The sequence below is a fragment of the Mycobacterium sp. SMC-19 genome, from assembly GCF_045310815.1.
Taxonomy (GTDB): Bacteria; Actinomycetota; Actinomycetes; order Mycobacteriales; family Mycobacteriaceae; genus Mycobacterium.
On record NZ_JBJIAM010000001.1, the window covers coordinates 404571 to 422376 of the forward strand.

At 69.0% G+C, this 17806-nt stretch carries 17 protein-coding genes; 4 read left to right on the forward strand and 13 right to left on the reverse strand.

Annotated elements, in window-relative coordinates; translation table 11 throughout:
* Positions 1 to 4: 4 nt before the first annotated feature.
* Together ACJH5R_RS01960 and ACJH5R_RS01965 are read right to left on the reverse strand one after the other, a co-directional pair.
* Complete coding sequence (locus ACJH5R_RS01960) at positions 5 to 1117, reverse strand: MBL fold metallo-hydrolase (RefSeq protein ID WP_406781180.1); 1113 nt, start codon at positions 1115 to 1117, stop codon at positions 5 to 7.
* 53 nt (positions 1118 to 1170) lie between these two features.
* On the reverse strand, positions 1171 to 1902 hold the full coding sequence (locus tag ACJH5R_RS01965; RefSeq protein ID WP_406781181.1) for an enoyl-CoA hydratase: 732 nt from the start codon (positions 1900 to 1902) through the stop codon (positions 1171 to 1173).
* A gap of 27 nt (positions 1903 to 1929) precedes the next feature.
* Between ACJH5R_RS01965 and ACJH5R_RS01970 the strand changes: the two genes are divergently transcribed.
* Positions 1930 to 3408, forward strand: coding sequence for a carboxyl transferase domain-containing protein (locus ACJH5R_RS01970; protein ID WP_406781182.1), 1479 nt, complete (start codon positions 1930 to 1932; stop codon positions 3406 to 3408).
* Between the two features lie 74 nt (positions 3409 to 3482).
* Here ACJH5R_RS01970 and ACJH5R_RS01975 read toward each other — a convergent pair whose 3' ends face one another.
* The 3 genes from ACJH5R_RS01975 to ACJH5R_RS01985 form a co-directional block, all read right to left on the reverse strand.
* Positions 3483 to 4337 carry an EamA family transporter gene (locus ACJH5R_RS01975; RefSeq protein WP_406756165.1) on the reverse strand — a complete coding sequence of 285 codons (855 nt, stop codon included), beginning with the start codon at positions 4335 to 4337 and terminating at the stop codon, positions 3483 to 3485.
* Between the two features lie 190 nt (positions 4338 to 4527).
* A complete protein-coding gene (locus ACJH5R_RS01980) occupies positions 4528 to 6297 on the reverse strand; it encodes an ABC transporter ATP-binding protein (RefSeq protein WP_406781183.1) in 1770 nt (589 codons plus the stop codon).
* Entirely contained in the window at positions 6294 to 7997 is a 1704-nt protein-coding gene (locus tag ACJH5R_RS01985; protein ID WP_406756561.1) for an ABC transporter ATP-binding protein, read from the reverse strand. Before ACJH5R_RS01985 ends, ACJH5R_RS01980 begins: the two co-directional genes overlap by 4 nt.
* Positions 7998 to 8198: 201 nt before the next feature.
* Between ACJH5R_RS01985 and ACJH5R_RS01990 the strand changes: the two genes are divergently transcribed.
* Both ACJH5R_RS01990 and ACJH5R_RS01995 read left to right on the forward strand, forming a co-directional pair.
* On the forward strand, positions 8199 to 8900 hold the full coding sequence (locus ACJH5R_RS01990; RefSeq protein WP_109413587.1) for a response regulator transcription factor: 702 nt from the start codon (positions 8199 to 8201) through the stop codon (positions 8898 to 8900).
* 17 nt (positions 8901 to 8917) lie between these two features.
* The gene (locus tag ACJH5R_RS01995; protein WP_406756167.1) at positions 8918 to 10252 is read left to right on the forward strand and encodes an ATP-binding protein; all 1335 of its coding nucleotides are present in this window, start codon (positions 8918 to 8920) and stop codon (positions 10250 to 10252) included.
* 19 nt (positions 10253 to 10271) lie between these two features.
* Here the strand turns inward: ACJH5R_RS01995 and ACJH5R_RS02000 are convergent, their stop codons facing one another.
* The 8 genes from ACJH5R_RS02000 to pdxH all read right to left on the reverse strand — a co-directional run bounded on the left by ACJH5R_RS02000 (position 10272) and on the right by pdxH (position 16566).
* Positions 10272 to 10988 (reverse strand): hypothetical protein, encoded by a 717-nt coding sequence (locus ACJH5R_RS02000; protein ID WP_406781184.1) that lies wholly within the window; start codon positions 10986 to 10988, stop codon positions 10272 to 10274.
* Positions 10988 to 11140, reverse strand: a complete 153-nt coding sequence (locus ACJH5R_RS02005) for a hypothetical protein (protein WP_406781185.1) — start codon at positions 11138 to 11140, stop codon at positions 10988 to 10990. Before ACJH5R_RS02005 ends, ACJH5R_RS02000 begins: the two co-directional genes overlap by 1 nt.
* Before the next feature lie 12 nt (positions 11141 to 11152).
* Positions 11153 to 12238, reverse strand: coding sequence for an OmpA family protein (locus tag ACJH5R_RS02010; RefSeq protein ID WP_406756169.1), 1086 nt, complete (start codon positions 12236 to 12238; stop codon positions 11153 to 11155).
* Positions 12239 to 12318: 80 nt separating this feature from the next.
* Positions 12319 to 12825: a hypothetical protein gene (locus ACJH5R_RS02015; RefSeq protein ID WP_406781186.1), complete on the reverse strand. Its 507-nt coding sequence runs from the start codon at positions 12823 to 12825 to the stop codon at positions 12319 to 12321.
* Positions 12826 to 13194, reverse strand: coding sequence for an FKBP-type peptidyl-prolyl cis-trans isomerase (locus ACJH5R_RS02020; protein ID WP_067967344.1), 369 nt, complete (start codon positions 13192 to 13194; stop codon positions 12826 to 12828). It abuts the gene before it with no gap.
* 5 nt (positions 13195 to 13199) lie between these two features.
* Positions 13200 to 14498 (reverse strand): citrate synthase, encoded by a 1299-nt coding sequence (locus tag ACJH5R_RS02025; RefSeq protein WP_406756171.1) that lies wholly within the window; start codon positions 14496 to 14498, stop codon positions 13200 to 13202.
* Between the two features lie 99 nt (positions 14499 to 14597).
* On the reverse strand, positions 14598 to 15890 hold the full coding sequence (locus tag ACJH5R_RS02030; protein ID WP_406756172.1) for an MFS transporter: 1293 nt from the start codon (positions 15888 to 15890) through the stop codon (positions 14598 to 14600).
* 16 nt (positions 15891 to 15906) lie between these two features.
* A complete protein-coding gene (gene pdxH, locus ACJH5R_RS02035; protein ID WP_406756173.1) occupies positions 15907 to 16566 on the reverse strand; it encodes a pyridoxamine 5'-phosphate oxidase in 660 nt (219 codons plus the stop codon).
* Positions 16567 to 16651: 85 nt separating this feature from the next.
* Here pdxH and ACJH5R_RS02040 point away from each other — a divergent pair, with 85 nt between their 5' ends.
* Positions 16652 to 17767: a citrate synthase 2 gene (locus ACJH5R_RS02040; RefSeq protein ID WP_406781187.1), complete on the forward strand. Its 1116-nt coding sequence runs from the start codon at positions 16652 to 16654 to the stop codon at positions 17765 to 17767.
* The last annotated feature ends 39 nt before the right edge of the window (positions 17768 to 17806 follow it).

Here is a 17806-nt window from a genome sequence, read left to right on the forward strand (position 1 = left end):
GGCGCTACAGCCTCCACCACGCTCTGGGTGCGGCGGCGCCGGGCTGCACCCGGCCACCGGGTTTGGGCACCGCCGTCGATACCCCTGCGGCGTCAGCGGCGGCCAGCAACCGTTCCACCGGCTCGGCCCATCGATGCGGCGCCAACCGGAACGTGCCCCAGTGAATCGGCACCAGCAGACCCGACGCCGAAGCATTCAGGTCGAGATGCGCCTGGACCGCCTCCTCCGGGTTCATGTGGACGTCGGGCCAGGCGGTGTTGTACGCCCCGATCGGCAACAGCGTCGCGTCGAACGGGCCATGCTCGGCACCGATCGCAGCGAAGCTGCCGGTATATCCGCTGTCGCCGCCGAAGTAGACCCGGTGGGTGGGACCGGCGATCACCCACGACGCCCACAGCGTCTGGTTGCGGGTCAGGAATCGTCCGGAGAAATGCCGCGCCGGTGTGCAGGTCAGGGTGAGATCGCCCAGCGTGGTGTGCTCGTCCCAGTCGAGTTCGATCACCCGTTCCGCGGGGACACCCCACGCGCGCAGGTGCGCCCCGACGCCCAGCGGGACCACGAACGGCGCCCACTGGCTGCGGGCGAGCGCGGTGACGGTGTCGATGTCGAGGTGGTCGTAGTGGTCGTGGCTGACGACGATCGCGTCGACCGCGGGCAGCGCCCCGAGCCCCACCGGCGGGGGATGCAGCCGCCGCGGCCCGACCGCATCCGACGGCGAGCAGCGTTCGCTCCAGACCGGGTCGGTCAGGACGCGGTAGCCGTCGATCTCAACGAGTGCCGTCGCGTGTCCCAGCCAGGTGATCGCCAGCGGATCGACGTCGACGCTGAAACCGGGCACCTCCAGCGGGATCGGCGCCGCGGGCCGTCGCCCGATGCGGTCGGCGAACAGCTCGCGCACCATCAGCCGCTGTTGTTCACGGTCCATGTTGACCATGGCGGCGCGTTCGATGTTGTGGAAGATCCCGTCGCGGTAGTTCCTCGACCGGGTGGCCACCGCATCGATCGCGCCGGGCGCCGCACCCAACGCGGCGGGGGTGCCGCGCAGCGCACGAAGCGTCCAGCCACCGGCGGCCAGCGACGCCGTGGTTCCCGCCAGTCGAAGTGCCCCGCGCAGCATGACGACGAGTCTATGGTGGCGAACCGCGGGCTCCGCCATTTCGATGGCGCCGGTCAGGCGCCCTGGAACTTGGGCGGGCGCTTCTGGACGCGAGCCACCTGGGCCTCGATGACGTCCTGGCTGCCCCAGGCCTTGTCGAACAGTTCCTTGTGCACCGGCTGCTGTTCCTCGTAGGCGCCGTCGTCGTTGAGCACCCGCTTGGCGTGCTGCAGCGCCAGGGGCGCCAACCCGGCGATCTCGCGCGCCCAGGCCTGCGCGTCGGCAACGGTGCCGATCCGGTTGGCCATCCCGGTCAGCAGTGCCTCCTCGGACGGCAGCTTCTCCGCGGTCAGCATCATCGCCCGGGCCCGCCCGTAGCCGACCAGTGAGGTCAGCCGCCGGATGCTCCAGTTGTCCAGCGCCAGGCCGTACTTGGCGACCGGGAACTGGAAGAACGCCTCCGGGGCCACCACCCGCAGGTCGCAGACCATGGCCAATTGCAGGCCGGCGCCGATTGCGGCCCCGTTGATGGCGCCGATCACCGGCACCGGGACATCGGCGATGCTCTGGTGCAGGGCAACCAGCTTGTCGGGGTAGTCGGCGGCGAACGCGTCACCGGACAGATCCGCGCCGGCGCAGAACACCGTGCCCTGCCCGGTCAGCACGATCGCCCGGACGTCGTGGGTGGCGGCGTCCAAGACCGCCTCCCGCAGCTCGGTGACGAGCTGGGAGTTCAACGCGTTGCGACGCTCGGGGCGCTGCAACTCGATAGTCGTGACGGCTTCATCGCGGGTAACACCGATCATGACTAGCCAGCCTATTAGCCTCGAGCTGTGAGCCGGACCGGGGCCGACGAAGTGCGCGACGCGGTGCTGGATCGCGGCTCGTTCCTCAGTTGGGACGCCGAGCCGCTGGCCGTGCCGACCAGTGACGCATATGCCGCCGAGCTGGCCGCGGCCCGGGCTGCCAGCGGCCGCGACGAGGCGGTGCTGACCGGCGAGGGCCGGATCAACGGCCGCCGAGTGGCGGTGATCGCCAGCGACTTCGACTTCTTGGCCGGCTCCATCGGAGTGGCGGCGGCCGAGCGGATCACCGCCGCCGTCCAGCGCGCCACCGCCGAGCGACTGCCGCTGCTGGCGTCGCCGAGCTCGGGCGGCACCCGCATGCAGGAGGGCACCGTCGCGTTCCTGCAGATGGTGAAGATCGCCGCCGCGGTCGAGCTGCACAAACGCGCTCACCTGCCCTACCTGGTCTACCTGCGCCATCCCACCACCGGCGGCGTGTTCGCCTCCTGGGGTTCACTGGGGCACGTCACACTGGCCGAGCCGGGAGCCCTGGTCGGTTTTCTGGGGCCGCGGGTCTACGAACAGCTCTACGGTGCCCCGTTCCCGCCGGGCGTCCAGACCGCCGAGAACCTGCAGGCCTACGGCGTGATCGACGGCGTCATCCCGCTGAAGTGGCTGCGGCGCATCTGCTCGCGGGCACTGAAGGTGATGCTCGACGATCCGGGTCCGGCTCCTGCGCGGCCGGCCGCTGAGCCGATCCCCGACATTCCGGCGTGGGACTCGGTGTGTGCGTCTCGGCGTCCGGACCGGCCGGGCGTCGGGTTTCTGCTGCGGCACGGCGCCACCGAGCGGGTCTTCCTGTCCGGCACCGGCAGCAGCGAACGCGGTGCCACGATCTTGCTGGCGTTGGCGCGCTTCGGCGGCCAGCCCGCGGTGGTGTTGGGGCAGCTGCGCGGCGCGGATCGACTGACCGACCCGGTAGCGCTGCGCGATGCCCGCCGCGGCATGGCGCTGGCCGCCGGTCTGCGGCTGCCGCTGGTGCTGGCTATCGACACCCCGGGCCCCGCTCTTTCGGTGGAGGCCGAGCAAGGTGGCCTGGCGGCCCAGATCGCGGCATGCCTGGCCGAGCTGGTCACGCTCGAGGTTCCGACGGTGTCGGTGCTGCTGGGTCAGGGCAGTGGCGGCCCGGCACTGGCGATGGTGCCGGCGGATCGGGTACTGGCGGCGTTGCACGGCTGGCTGGCGCCGTTGCCGCCGGAGGGCGCCAGTGCCATCGTGTTCCGCGATACCGAGCACGCCCCGGAACTGTCCGCCGCACAGGGCATCCGTTCAGCGGATCTGCGGGCCCACGGGATCGTGGACGTGATCGTGGCCGAGCACCCGGACGCCGCCGCGGAGCCGATCGACTTCGCCAAGCGAATGTCGCGGGCCATCGCGGTCGAGCTGCACGCGCTGGGCAAGGTGCCCGCCGAGCAGCGAATGGCGGCCCGGTTGGAGCGCTACCGCCGGATCGGGCTGCCCGGCTGACCGCCGACACCGACGTCTTGCAGGGAAAGTGCGAGTGGCGAACTGCATAACGTCGATCTCGCGGAGGCGATCACCTAACCGGTGATCATCGCCACCGCGACACCCGCCAGCACCATCCCCACCACCTGGCGGAGGCGCACCCGCTCCCCCAGCAGCACGACCGCCAAGATCACCGTGGCGGCCGGGTACAGGGAGATCAATACGCTGGCCAGCGAAAGCAACGCGAGCTTCAACGCGAACAGCATGGTGACGTTGGCGGCGGTGTCGAGCAATGCGATCACAAACGCCAGCCGCAGCGGTATGCCTGTCGGCACCTTCAGATTGCGACTGGCCGCCGCGACGGCGATCACCAAGATGGTGGCCGCGCCACGGGCGAACAACAGGGGCCACAGGCCGGAATCCGACGGAGTGCGGTCCAGGAAGACGAAGTTCAACCCCAGGGCCACCCCCGAGGCGACCGTCAACCAGAGCACACGGTGGCTGAGCCCCGGCCGATGAACGCCGTCGTCGCCGGCGTGCCAGCTGATCAACACCACCGCGCCCAGCGCCAACGCGATACCGGCGCTGGCGAGCATGCCGGGGCGCTCCCCCAGAATCCGCCCGACGCACACCGGCACGCCGGCATCGACCACCGCGGCCAGTGGCGATACCACCGAGATCGGGCCCGCGGCCATGGCGGCGTAGAACCACCAGATGCCCAGGGCCTGGCTGAGTCCGCCGAGCATGCCCAAGACGATCGTGCTGGTCGTGATGTGCCCGCCGCCGATCATGGCGAGCACTCCAAGCATCACCATGGAGACCGGCGTGGACACCAAAACCACGCGAAGCGCGGCGACCCGCCGCGAAGCGACTCCCCCAACGAAGTCACTGATTCCGAAACTGGTGGCCGACGCTAACGCCAATCCCTGCGCGGTCGGTGAACCGATCACGCAGCTGCCTTGGCAGCTTCGGCGGCCTTAACGTTCGATGTGACGATCACGGCGGAAAGCCTAAGTGGGCAATTAGCTTGGAAAGTCCTGCGTTTGCGGGATCTTTGCGCCCAACGGCCCGATGTTCGCAGGTCGGTGCATTTAAATTCACTTGGATTTAACCCGCCTCGAGGCGCTCGCCGACCGCCGTTCAGGCCAACGAGCGCAGCCACGCGTCATGCAGGGCGGCGTAGTGCCCCTCGGCGCGGATCAACTCGGCCGGCGGGCCGTCCTCGACGATTCGCCCGCCCTCGATCACTAAAACCCGGTCGGCGATCTCCACCGTGGAGAGCCGGTGGGCGATCACCAGCGCGGTCCGCTGGGCCAACACGCTGCGCAGCGCCTGCTGCACCATCCGCTCACCGGGGATGTCCAGCGACGACGTCGCCTCGTCGAGGATCAGCACCGCCGGGTCGGCGAGGAAGGCCCGCGCGAACGCGACCAGCTGACGCTGACCCGCCGAGAGCCGCCCGCCCCGCTTGGCGAGATCGGTCTCGTAGCCCTCCGGCAACGCGGTGATGAACGCATCGGCGCCCACGTGCGTCGCCGCGGCGGCCACCGCGGCGTCGGTCGCACCCGGACGGCCGAAGCGGATGTTGTCGGCGACCGTCCCGGTGAACAGGAAATTTTCCTGGGTGACCATCACCACGTGGCGCCGCAGCGCCGCCTGCGTGAAAGCCCGCAGGTCGACACCGTCCAGTGTCACCGCGCCCGACACCGGGTCATAGAACCGGGCGATCAGTTTGGCGATGGTGGACTTGCCGGCGCCGGTGCTGCCGACCAGCGCCACGGTCTGGCCGGCCGGGATGTTCAGCGACAACCCGTCCAGCACCGACTGACCGCCCCGGTAGCCGAACCGCACGTCACGCAGGGCGATCTCACCACGCACCTTCCCCACAATGTCCGCGGACTGCGGGCCGGGCGGGTCGGCGACGGCGGGCGTTTCGGCCAGCACCCCGGCCAGCTTCTCCAGTGCCGAGGTCGCCGAGGAGAAGGTGTTGAGGAACTCGGAGATGCCCTGCATGGGTTCAAAGAACATCCGCAGATACAGCAGGAAAGCGGTGAAGGTTCCGATCGTCATGTGCCCGTGCAACACTCGCCAGCCCCCGTAGAGCAGCACCACCCCGGTGGTGAGGTTGCCGACCAGCTTGACCCCGGGTGCGAAGATCGCGACCAGTCGGAAAGCCTTCTCGTTCACGGCACGGTAGCCGTCGGCGACGCTCGCGAAGATCTGCTGATTGCGGGCCTCACGGCGATAGGCCTGCACCGCCTTGATCCCGGTCATGGTCTCGACGAACTGCACAATCACCCGCGCGGCGTGCTCGCGGACCGCGGCGTAGTTCTTCGAAGATTCGGCCCTGAACCATCTCAGCAACGCCACCAGCACCGGAAAGGCGATCAAGCACATCAGGCCCAGCCGCCAGTCCAGCACGATGAGCAGCACGGCTGTGCCTGCCATCGTCAGTGCGGCGCCGACCAGGCCATCGAATCCGGTGAGCAACATCTCCTGGATCGCGTCGACGTCGTTGGTCAACCTGCTGACCACTCGGCCCGAGGTGTAGCGCTCGTGGAATCCGACATCCAGTCGCTGAAACTGTCGGAACACCCGCCTTCGCAGCTCCAGCAGCATCCGCTGCCCGATCTTGCCCGAGCTCTGCAGGAACAGCATCCGGCTGACGGCCTGCGTGAGCACCACCGCCGCGAGCGCGGCCACGATCATGCTCAGTTGCCGGATCGAGCCGTCTGCGGCGATCGGCGGGATGCCCCGGTCGATCCCGCGCTGGGCAAGCATCGGAACCGCAAGCCGGGCAGCGTTTTCCACCACGATGGCCACGACCATCAGCAGCACCGCACACCGGTACGGGCGCAACAGCGACCACAGCAGGGCCCGCGCCGCGGCCCGGCCCGGCTCGGCCGTCACCGCCGCGCCCAGTCGACGAGGTGTTCGGCGCCGTCGTCGAGCTCGTCGTCTGCCGCCAGCAGGTAGCGGTACCGCGGCACCGCGGCCAGCAGCTCGGCGTGAGTACCGACCGCCGTGATGGTGCCGTCCTCGACCAGCGCCACCCGGTCGGCCAGCGCCACGGTGGATGCCCGGTTGGCCACCACCAGCCCGGTGATCGGCTGCGGCCCGGTGCGCAATACCCGGCGCAGCGCGTCGGTCACGGCGGCCTCGGTGTGCACATCCAGCGCAGACAGCGTGTCGTCGAGCACCAGGATCGTTGGCGCCGCCACCAGGGCTCGGGCCAGCGACAGCCGTTGGCGCTGCCCACCCGACAGGCTCATCCCCTGCTCACCGATCCGGGTGTCCAGCCCGAACGGGAGCTCGTAGACGAAATCCGCCGAAGCCACGTCCAGGGCGCGGGCCAGTTCCGCGTCGCTCGCGTCGGGCCGCCCCAGCCGCAGGTTCTCGGCCACCGACATCGAGAACAGGGTCGGATCGTCGAAGGCCGTCACCACCGCCGAGCGCAGCGCCGCCAACGTCAGTGTCCGGATGTCGCGCCCGCCGATGAGGATCTGTCCCTCACGTGCGTCATAGAGCCGGGACAACAGCATCGCCAGCACCGACTTGCCGGAGCCGGTGGCGCCCACCAGGGCGACCGTCTCGCCGGCGTCGACAGTGAGATTGACCCCGCGCAGCACCCACGGGCCGGCATCGTCGAAACGGAATCCGACATCGCGCAACTCCAGCCGGCCCACCGGGGGCACCGGGTCGTCACCGTCGGTGATCTCGATGGGCGCATCGAAGATCTCGGTGATCCGGTCGGCGGCCGTCATCGCCTCCTGGGTGGCCGACAGCAGGAAGCCCAACGACGACAACGGCCAGATCAGCGAGAGCATCAGCGTGACGAACGCGACCAGGGTGCCCATCGTGACCAGGTGGTTCCCGGCGGCGTACGCGCCGACGGCGAGCACGCCGATCAGCGTGAAGTTGGGAATCACCTCCAGCAGGGTCCAGAACTTCGAGGACACCACCACCTTGCCAATGCCGAGGTCGCGCAGCTTGGCGGCTTGGGCGTCGAAGCGCGCAAACACGTAGTCCTCGCGTCCGAACGCCTTGATGGTGCGCAAACCCAGCGCGGACTCCTCGACGAGGGTGGCCACCTGGCCGGCCTGGTCCTGCGCTTGGCGCGTCAGCCGGGTGTACTGCCGTCGGAAGTGCTGCACCGCCAGCATCACCGGTACCAGCGACGCGCACACCACCACACCAAGCGGCCAGTAGAGCACCAGCAGAATCGTCGTGACCGCCACGATCTGCACCGTGTTGAGCACCAGGAACACCACCACGAACGACAGGAAGCGCCGCACGGCGGACAGGTCGTTCATGATCCGTGACAGCAGCTGGCCGGACTGCCAGCGGCCGTGAAAGGTCATCGGCAGGATCTGCAGCCGCGCGTAGAGGTCCTTGCGGATGTCGGCTTCCACACCCATGGTGGTGGGCGCGACCAGCCAGCGCCGCACGAACAACAGCAGCGCCTCGGTGACTCCGAGCGCGGTGGCCGCCGTACCCAGCACCCACAAGCCGGGCTGGTCGTGGTGCAGCACCGGTCCGTCGATGACGGCCCTTGTCATGAGCGGGATCACCACGGTGGCGACGAGGCTGAGCACGGCCACCGTCACCATCGTGATCCACCGGGCCCGGTAGGGGCGCAGGTAGGGCAACAGGCTGCGCAGCGCGGACGCCGGTTTCACGCAGTCGACCCTAGATTGATGGCGGCGACCCGCGGCACGCGACTTCGTCGCGATTGCGATCGCCGCGAGATTGATCGGAGCGACCCGCGGCGCATCCCGCGCTTGATTGCCATGTTCAGGCAAAATGGCGCCATGGACAACGCAGCTGCCTCGCCCCGAGTCTTGGTCGTCGACGACGACTCCGACGTGCTCGCCTCGCTGGAACGCGGACTGCGCCTGTCCGGCTTCGAGGTGGCGACGGCAGCCGACGGCGCGGAAGCATTGCGCAGCGCCAAGGAAGCCCGTCCCGACGCCATCGTGCTCGACATCAACATGCCGGTACTCGACGGCGTGAGTGTGGTGACGGCATTGCGGGCAATGGGTGACGACGTGCCGGTCTGTGTGTTGTCCGCGCGCAGCTCGGTCGACGACCGGGTCGCCGGGCTGGAAGCCGGTGCCGACGACTACCTGGTCAAGCCGTTCGTGCTTGCCGAGCTGGTGGCCCGGGTTCGGGCGATGCTGCGGCGACGCGGGTCGGCGGCGAGCTCCTCCTCGGAGACGATCACGGTGGGCCCGCTGGAGGTCGACATCCCCGGCCGCCGCGCCCGGGTCAAGGGCGTCGACGTGGACTTGACCAAGCGGGAGTTCGACCTGTTGGCCGTGCTCGCCGAGCACAAGACCGCGGTGTTGTCGCGCGCCCAGCTCCTCGAGCTGGTCTGGGGTTACGACTTCGCCGCCGACACCAACGTCGTCGACGTGTTCATCGGGTATCTGCGGCGCAAGCTGGAGGCCGGCGGCGCTCCACGGCTGCTGCACACCGTGCGCGGGGTCGGCTTCGTCCTGCGAACGCAGTGAGGGCAGGCGTGAATGTCATGAAGCTGTTGCGGCGCATCTTCGCCCGAACACCGTCGCTGCGGACCCGGGTGATGCTGGCAACGGCGATCGGCACCGCGATCGTGACGGTCATCATCGGCGCCATCGTGTGGGTCGGTATCACCAACGACCGCAAGTACTGGCTGGACCGCCGGCTCGACGAGGCGGCCGGGCTGACCGTCCCGCTGATCGGCCTGGGCGAACTGCCCCGATCGGCCGGCCCCACCGACGCGGTGATCACACTGCGGCGCCCCAACCAAGTGACGTCGAACTCCGCCGTGGTGCTGCCAGAGCTTGAGCCGGGTTACGCCGACACCGAGATCAACGGCGTGCTCTACCGGGTGCGTACCGTCGACATCCCCGGGCCGGGGCCGCGGTCGCTGGCCGTCGGCGCCACCTACGACGCCACCCTCGCCGACACCAACAACCTGCACCGCCGGGTGATCCTGCTCTGTACCGCCGCGATCGGGGCGGCCGCGCTGCTGGGCTGGCTGCTGACGGCATTCGCGGTGCGGCCCCTGCGGCGGCTGGCGGAGCAGGCGCGATCGATCGACGCCGGCGACGAACGGCCGGAGATCGAGGTGCGCGGGGCAACCGAGGCGGTGGAGATCGCCGAGGCGATGCGCGGCATGCTGCAGCGGATCTGGAAAGAGCGAGACCGGACCCAAGAGGCACTGGCCTCCGCACGGGACTTCGCCGCGGTCTCCTCCCATGAGCTGCGCACCCCGCTGACCGCGATGCGCACCAACCTCGAAGTGCTCACCACCCTGGACCTGCCCGACGACCAGCGCAAGGAGGTGCTGCACGACGTCGTCCGGACCCAGACGCGGATCGAGGCGACGCTGTCGGCCCTGGAGCGGCTGGCGCAGGGCGAACTGTCCACCTCCGACGATCACGTGCCGGTCGACATCACCGATCTGCTCGACCGGGCGGCCCACGACGCGATGCGGGTCTTCCCGGACCTGAACGTCTCACTGGTGCCGTCGCCGACCTGCATCATCGTCGGCCTGCCCGCCGGACTGCGGCTGGCCGTGGACAACGCGATCGCCAACGCGGTCAAGCACGGCGGTGCGACCCAGGTGCAGTTGTCGGCAGTCACCTCACGCGAAGGCGTGGAGATCGCCATCGACGACAACGGCGGCGGGCTTCCCGAGGAAGAGCGCCGCATCGTCTTCGAGCGGTTCTCGCGCGGGTCCACGGCATCGCATTCGGGGTCCGGCCTCGGACTGGCGCTGGTGGCTCAGCAGGCCGAACTGCACGGCGGCACGGCATCGTTGGAAGACAGCCCGCTGGGCGGTGTACGTCTGCTATTGCAGCTTCCGCCACCGCGCTGAAGGCGCTACGCCAGTATGGTCACTTCTTTTTCTTCTTGTCCTTGCGCCAGCTGTCCCAGCGTTCGAAGCCGGCCGCCGCGGCCGTCTGTTCGTCCTTGAACCACACCTCGGCGATCGTCGCGTCGTAGGCCGGGCTCGCCGGAGCGTGGTAGAGCATCGAGTCCTCGTTGCCCTTGACCGTCCAGCCCAGCGGGCCGCTGCCACCGGGGCCGGCCTTGGTCGACCCCGGACCGTACGGGCCGGGCGGCACCTCCTCGACTTCGGCGACCAACTTGGCGGTACCGCTCTTGGCTCGACCCTTGTCCCAGCGGGTGAATCCGGCTGCGGCGGCGGCACTCTCCTCGGCGAACCACACCTCGGCGATCGTCTGGCCGTACCAGGGGCTGTCCGTCGTGTGGTAGAGCATCGAGTCCTCGTTGCCCTTGATCGTCCAGCCAGTCGGGCCGACACCACCGGCACCCGCGCGTGCCGAGCCCACACCGTAGGGCGCTCCGCCGATCGCCATCGCGCTGGTCTCAGCCTCCGAGGGGAGCTTGCCCCCGGCGAGCTTCGCCGTCGAGCCCGGACCGGTGCTCGCACCGGCAGTCGGGATGGGGGTGGTGGGTGCGCTCGCCGCTGCACCGAGTGTCGCCGCCACGGGCACTTCGCGTTTGACCCGCCGGACGGTGAAGGCGAATGTGAGCGCCAGACCCAACAGAAATGACAGTCCCATCAACCAGCAGTTGACCCCGTGCATCAGTGGGCTCCTATCTCACGCGAGCCGGGAAGCGCCGCAACGGCTTCTTCGGCGCTGGTGCGGCGGATCGAGACGATGGTGAGCAACCAGGCGACCGCCGAGCCCACCGCGAACGCCAGCAGGTACCACAGCCAGTGAATGACGAAATCCATTGCAGATGCTCCTTAGCTCACGGTGATCGCGACGCGCCGGTTTTGGGCTCGACCGTCCGGTGTCGCGTTGCTGGCAACCGGGTCGGCCGACCCGAACCCCTTGGACGTGACGCTATTGGCGGGGACGCCCTGGGTCACCAGGAAATCGGCGACCGACTTGGCGCGGGCGGTGCTCAGCGGCACATTGATGCCGTCGTTGCCGGTGTTGTCGGTGTAGCCGTTGACCGCGATGCGGGCGGTGTGGCAGCCCTTCACCTTCTCCGCCACCCGGCTCAGTTGTTCCTTCGTGCCCGCCGACAGGGTGTAGCCATTGGTGACGAACCTAACCGGTGTGCTCATCAACGCGGTGACGTCGGCCTGCAGATTGCCGCAGTCACCGGCCGGGCCCGGGGCCGGCGTCTGAGCCGGGGCACTGCCCGACGGCGCCGGAGCCGGGGCGGGTGCCGGGCTCGGCGTCGGAAGCGGCGTCCCGGTCGCACTCGGAGCCGCCTGGGTCTGCCCCGTCGAGACCTGAATGTCGTTGAGCAGCTTGAGGTTCGGCCAAGCAGCTTTCGCCGCCGCCTCGACGGCGGACTTGACCGCATCGGAGGCCGCGGTTCCGATCAGTGTGACGGTGTCGTCGACGATCTTGAATTTGAAGTCCGGCATGGACACCGCGGCCTTGAACACCGCGCCCAGACTGGACAGGTCGGGTGCGGTGACGCCGGCCTTGATGTTGAGGTTGTCGACCAGCTGCACACCGCTGCCGAACACCCCCTTGAGCATGTCGAGCAGTCCGGTTCGCGTGGCGATGTCAGGCAGATCTCCGTTGAGGGTGATCACGTTGCCGTTGCGCAGAATCGCCAGCGGGGCAAACGACCATCCCGGCAGACTCGCACTCGGTACCGACAGCGACAGCGACGGCGCGGCGACGTCCGGTCCATTGATGTTCGGGGGGTTGACGTCGAGTTTGGACCGGTCGGTTATCCCGTAGCCGATCAGCGCCAGCAACAACGGAATGGCCGCCAGGGCTAGGAGCCAGCCGAAGCCGGGAGGCCGGCGGTAAAACCGCGAGGCCTTTCGCCAGCCAGTCACAGTCGGGTTGTCTGAGCCTGGCATGGATCCTCCTTGAAGACCGAAAACACCCGCGAGTCCAAGACACCGCGAGTGTAGGAGTTCCCATTTGTTAATGGAGGCAATTAGTCGTTTTTGGTGGACTTTCCCCCGGCTGGGGAGCTGGTCACCAGCTCGTTGACGATGTGGGCCCGCGGCCAGGCGTCTTCGGCCGCAGCCCGCACCGCAGCCGCCTCGTCCGCCTTCGCCGCGGTGCCGCCCAGCGTCACGGTGTCACCGTCGATCTGCAAGGTGAAGTCGCCGATGCCCGCGGCCGCCTCGAACACCGGGGCCGCATCGGAGAAGTCCACCGCCGCCGCCCCGGGCGCCACCCCGATCCGATCGACCACGGTCACCTCGTCGCTCGAGGTGATCACCGCGTCCAACAGCTCTCGTTTGGCCGCGGGATCGGCCACGTCACCGGCCAGCGTGAACTCAGCGCCGCGACGGACCACCGACAGCGGCACCGGCCCTACCGGCCCAGCAGCGGGTTGCGGTGCAGCGACCGGTTGGTGGGGAAGTTCGAGTAAGCCATAACCGATCGCAGCGAGCAACACCGTTGCCAGCGCCGCCCCGATCAGCCGGGCACGCACTCAGCGGGTGCCGAGCAGATCGATCACAAAGACCAGGGTCTTGCCGGCCAGCGGGTGACCGGTACCGGCGGGCCCATAGGCCAGCTCCGGCGGGATCACCAGCTGACGCCGGCCGCCGACCTGCATGCCCGGGATGCCGTCCTGCCAACCGGCAATGAGCCCGTCCAGCGGAAATTCCAGCGATTCGCCGCGGTTCCACGAACTGTCGAACTCCGCGCCGCTGTCGTAGTCGACGCCAAGGTAGTGCACGTTGACGACCCCGCCGGGCACGGCCGCGGGGCCCTCCCCGACGACGATGTCTTCGATGACCAGCTCGGCGGGTGCCGGGCCGGTCGGAACGGTGATCTGAGGCTTGGCCGGATTGGTCATGGTGGTTACCGTCCTCCGATGCCGACGTAGTCACGCTCGGTGTAGCCGGTGTAGATCTGACGTGGCCGGCCGATCTTGCTGTCACCCTCGTCGTGCATCTCGCGCCAGTGCGCGATCCAGCCGGGCAGCCGGCCCAGCGCGAACAGCACCGTGAACATCTGAGCCGGGAAGCCGATCGCCCGGTAGATCAGGCCGGTGTAGAAGTCGACGTTCGGGTACAGCTTGCGCTCGACGAAGTAGTCGTCGGTCAGCGCGGCCTCTTCGAGGTCCTTGGCGATGTTGAGCAGTTCGTCGTCACCGCCGAGCTTGCCGAGGATCTTGTCGGCCTGTTCCTTGACGATGCGCGCCCGCGGGTCGTAGTTCTTGTAGACCCGGTGACCGAAGCCCATCAGCTTGACGCCGTCTTCGCGGTTCTTGACCTTGCGCACGAAGTCGGTGACGTTGCCGTTCTGCTGGTCGCGGATCTGCTCCAGCATCTCCAGCACCGCCTGGTTGGCGCCGCCGTGCAGTGGGCCCCACAGCGCGTTGATGCCGCCGGAGATCGAGGTGAACAGGTTGGCCCGCGAGGAGCCCACCAGCCGCACCGTCGAGGTCGAGCAGTTCTGCTCGTGGTCGGCGTGCAGGATGAACAACATGTCCAGGGCGCGGACCACCTCGGGGTCGGCCTCATAGGGCTCGGCCGGCAGGCCGAAGGTCATCCGCAGGAAGTTCTCCACCAGGCTCAGTGAGTTGTCCGGGTACAGGAACGGCTGGCCGGCCGACTTCTTGTAGGCGTAGGCGGCGATGGTGGGCAGCTTGCCCAGCAGCCGGATGGTCGACAGCTCCACCTGGTCGTTGTCCGACGGGTCCAGCGAGTCCTGGTAGTAGGCGCTCAACGCGTTCACCACGCTGGAGAGCACCGGCATCGGGTGGGCGTTGCGGGGGAAGCCGTCGAAGAACCGCTTCAGGTCCTCGTGCAGCATGGTGTGCCGCTGGATCCGGCCGGTGAACGCGGCCAACTGCTCGGACGTCGGCAGCTCGCCGTAGATCAGCAGATAGCTGACCTCGATGAAGGTCGACTTCTCGGCCAACTGCTCGATCGGGTAGCCGCGGTAGCGCAGGATCCCGGCGTCGCCGTCGATGTAGGTGATGGCGCTCTTGACCGGCGAGGTGTTGGCGTAGCCGTTGTCGAAGGTCGTGTATCCGGTCTTGGCGAGCAGCGAACCGATGGCGAGAGCGTCGGACCCCTCGGTCGCCTTGACGATCGGCAGTTCTAGCTCGCCGCCCGGATACCGGAGAGTGGCGGTTTCGTCGGTTGCGGCCACAAGGAACCCCTTTGCGCTATTCGGCTAACCAGATTGGGCGTGTATAGGAAAAGGTAGTCGGTTCCGGGCCGGCGCGCCCGCCCGGGGCCGGGGTATCTCCTAACCGCGCTGCGGTGGCGACTCTCGGCGTACATCACCGGGCCGGCGATAACGCAGGAATGCGGGCGCTGCCAGGGCGGCAAGCACCACGCCCACCACCACCAGGGCACCGCCGCCGGCGGACGCCGCGGCCGTCCCCACCACCGCTCCGGCGGCACCGTGCACGGCGTCGGCGAGCCGAGGTCCGCCGGCGACGATCACGGTGAACACCCCCTGCAACCGGCCGCGGATCTCGTCGGAGGCGGCCTGCTGCAGCATGGTCGACCGGAACGCGGCCGAGACCATGTCCGCGGCACCGCCGACCGCCAGGAACACCAGCGCCACCCACAGCGCCCGACCGGCGTGCCCTCCGCCGTGGCCGACCGCGACTCCGAAGCCGATCATCGCCACACCCCAGACCACGATCGCGGCGACGACGGCCACGCCCTGACGGGTGATCCGCGGCAGCCACCCCGAGAACACTCCGCCCAGCACCGCGCCAGCCGACATCGCCGCGGCCAGCAGCGCCATGGTGGTGCCGCCCTCGACCGGTCCGCCGAAGTCCGCGCTGGCGATCTGCGGGAACAGCGCCCTGGGCATGCCGAGGATCATCGCGATCAGGTCCACGACGAACGACATCAGCACCACGGTGTTGCCGGCCAGGTACCGGAACCCATCCAGCACGGCCCCGATCCCGAAGCTGGACGGGCCGGCCGATGCGACCGGCGGCATGGGGGCCAGCCGGAACGTCGCCCAGATCGGGAAGATGCACGTCGCGGCGTCGATCAGGTAGAGGGTGGACAGGTCCAGCCAGCCGAGCAGCAACCCAGCCAGCAGGGGGCCCACGATCGCCCCGAACTGCATGACGGTCATGTTCAGTGAGTTGGCGGCCGGCAGATCGCTGCCGGCCACCAGCCGCGGAATCGCCGCGGATCGGGTCGGGGCATTGACCGCATAGAACCCCTGCTGCACCCCCAGCAGTACGAGCACCACCCAGACGTTCTCGAGCCCGGCCGCGGCCTGGATCCACAACAGCAGCGAGGCCACCGCCAACCCGCAGGAGGCGATGATCAGTAGCTTGCGGCGGTCCATGGCGTCGGCCCACGCACCGCCGAGCAGACCGAAGACGACCAGCGGCACCACCGCGAACAGACCCGACAGCCCGACGTAGGCCGAGCTTCGGGTCAGCGCATAGATCTGCACCGGGACCGCGAAGATGGTCAGGTTCGCCCCGATGACGGTCGGGATCCCGGCCACCCACAACCGTCGGAAGTCGGGACTGCGCAGCGGGGTGGTGTCGGCGAAGATCCTCACCGCAGCGGTACCGGACTCACGGCTGGAGCCGCTCCACCCGCCCGCCGGTCACCCGAATCCGGTTGTGTAAGCGGCCTTCCCGGCCCTGCCAGAACTCCACCACCTCCGGGGCGATCCGGTAGCCACGCCAGTTCGGCGGCGCGGGGATGGACTCGGCGCCGGAGAATTGGGCCGTCACCGCGTCCAACTGCGCCAGCAGTGCGGTCCGCGACGCGATGGGCTGCGACTGCTGAGATGCGCAGAAACCCAACTGGGACGCCCGTGGTCGGTGCGCCCAGTACTGGGCGCTGACCGACTCGTCGAGCTGAGTGACCGGTCCGCGAACGTGGACTTGGCGGCCCAGCTGGTACCAGGGAAACGTCACCGACGCATACGGTGTCGAGGCCAGCTCGGCAGCCTTGGCCGAGTCGGAGTCGGTGAAGAACGTCACACCGCTCGGGTCAAGGTTCTTGCACAGCACCGAGCGGCTGACCGGACGGCCGGATTCGACCGTCGCCAACACCATGGCGTTGGGTTCGGCGATCCCTGCGCGCTCGGCATCGCCGATCCAGTTGCGCAGCAAAACCTCCCAGCCCTCCTCGAGCCAGTCCGCGTCGAGGTCGCCGCTGTTGTCCTTCTCCTGGTATTCCACTCGCATCGCCGCCAGGTGCTCGTTGTCGGGGCCGGTCCTGTGCACCGCCCAACGCTACGCCCCGGTGCAGACCAGCCGTCGTTACCGGCCGGTAGCAACGGCCGGGCACCGGGGTGGAAGAATCCAAGGCATGACTGCTGCGGTCCCGGAGAACTTCGTTGCCGGCTTGGAAGGCACGGTGGCCTTCACTACTGAAATCGCCGAACCGGACAAGGACGGCGGCGCGCTGCGCTACCGCGGCGTCGACATCGAGGACCTGGCCGGCAAGGTCGGCTTCGGCGACGTGTGGGCCCTGCTGGTCGACGGCGACTTCAACCGCCCGCTGGCGCCCGCCGAACCGCTGGAGCTGCCGATTCGCACCGGCGACGTGCGGGTCGACGCCCAGGCCGGGGTGGCGATGCTGGCCCCGCAGTGGGGCTTTGAACCGCTGTTGGACACCGACGACGCCACCGCCCGTGACCAGCTGGCCCGCGCGTCGGTGATGGTGCTGTCCTACGTCGCGCAGTCGGCTCGGGGCCAGGAGCCGGCGGTGTCGCAGCAGACCATCGATGGATGCGCCACCATCACCGAGCGGTTCATGACCCGCTGGCGCGGGGAGCCCGACCCGCGCCACACCGAGGCGATCGACGCCTACTGGGTGTCGGCGGCCGAGCACGGCATGAACGCCTCGACCTTCACCGCCCGGGTGATCGCCTCCACCGGCGCCGACGTCGGTGCGGCGCTGTCCGGCGCGATCGGCGCGATGAGCGGCCCGCTGCACGGTGGCGCCCCCGCCCGGGTGATCCCGATGATCGCCGAGGCGGAACGCACCGGTGACGCCCGCGCGGTGGTCAAGGGCATCCTGGACCGGCGCGAGAAGCTGATGGGCTTCGGGCACCGGGTGTACCGCGCCGAGGACCCGCGCGCCCGCGTGCTGCGAGCCACCGCCAAGCGACTGTCGGCCCCGCGTTTCGAGGTGGCCGCGGCGCTGGAGCAGGCGGCGCTGGCCGAGCTTCGGGAGCGTCGCCCCGACCGTGCCATCGAGACCAACGTGGAGTTCTGGGCGGCGGTGATCCTGGACTTCGCCGAGGTGCCCCCGGCGATGATGCCGGCGATGTTCACCTGTGGCCGCACCGCCGGCTGGTGCGCTCACATCATGGAGCAGAAACGGCTGGGCAAGCTGGTGCGCCCGTCGGCGATCTATGTCGGACCGGGGCCGCGCAGCGCGGAAACCGTTGCGGGCTGGGAACGGATCGCTACAGCCTGACCGGCGGCCCTTGCGCCGAACGTGTAATCAGGGCGGGAT

Excerpts from the sequence above, each read along its gene's own strand:
- ACJH5R_RS01960 (WP_406781180.1), bottom strand. The coding sequence starts at position 1,117 with ATGCTGCGCGGGGCACTTCGACTGGCGGGAACCACGGCGTCGCTGGCC.
- ACJH5R_RS01965 (WP_406781181.1), bottom strand. The coding sequence starts at position 1,902 with ATGATCGGTGTTACCCGCGATGAAGCCGTCACGACTATCGAGTTGCAG.
- ACJH5R_RS01985 (WP_406756561.1), bottom strand. The coding sequence starts at position 7,997 with ATGGTGACGGTGGCCGTGCTCAGCCTCGTCGCCACCGTGGTGATCCCG.
- ACJH5R_RS01990 (WP_109413587.1), top strand. The coding sequence starts at position 8,199 with ATGGACAACGCAGCTGCCTCGCCCCGAGTCTTGGTCGTCGACGACGAC.
- ACJH5R_RS01995 (WP_406756167.1), top strand. The coding sequence starts at position 8,918 with ATGAAGCTGTTGCGGCGCATCTTCGCCCGAACACCGTCGCTGCGGACC.
- ACJH5R_RS02000 (WP_406781184.1), bottom strand. The coding sequence starts at position 10,988 with ATGCACGGGGTCAACTGCTGGTTGATGGGACTGTCATTTCTGTTGGGT.
- ACJH5R_RS02005 (WP_406781185.1), bottom strand. The coding sequence starts at position 11,140 with ATGGATTTCGTCATTCACTGGCTGTGGTACCTGCTGGCGTTCGCGGTG.
- ACJH5R_RS02010 (WP_406756169.1), bottom strand. The coding sequence starts at position 12,238 with ATGCCAGGCTCAGACAACCCGACTGTGACTGGCTGGCGAAAGGCCTCG.
- ACJH5R_RS02020 (WP_067967344.1), bottom strand. The coding sequence starts at position 13,194 with ATGACCAATCCGGCCAAGCCTCAGATCACCGTTCCGACCGGCCCGGCA.
- ACJH5R_RS02040 (WP_406781187.1), top strand. The coding sequence starts at position 16,652 with ATGACTGCTGCGGTCCCGGAGAACTTCGTTGCCGGCTTGGAAGGCACG.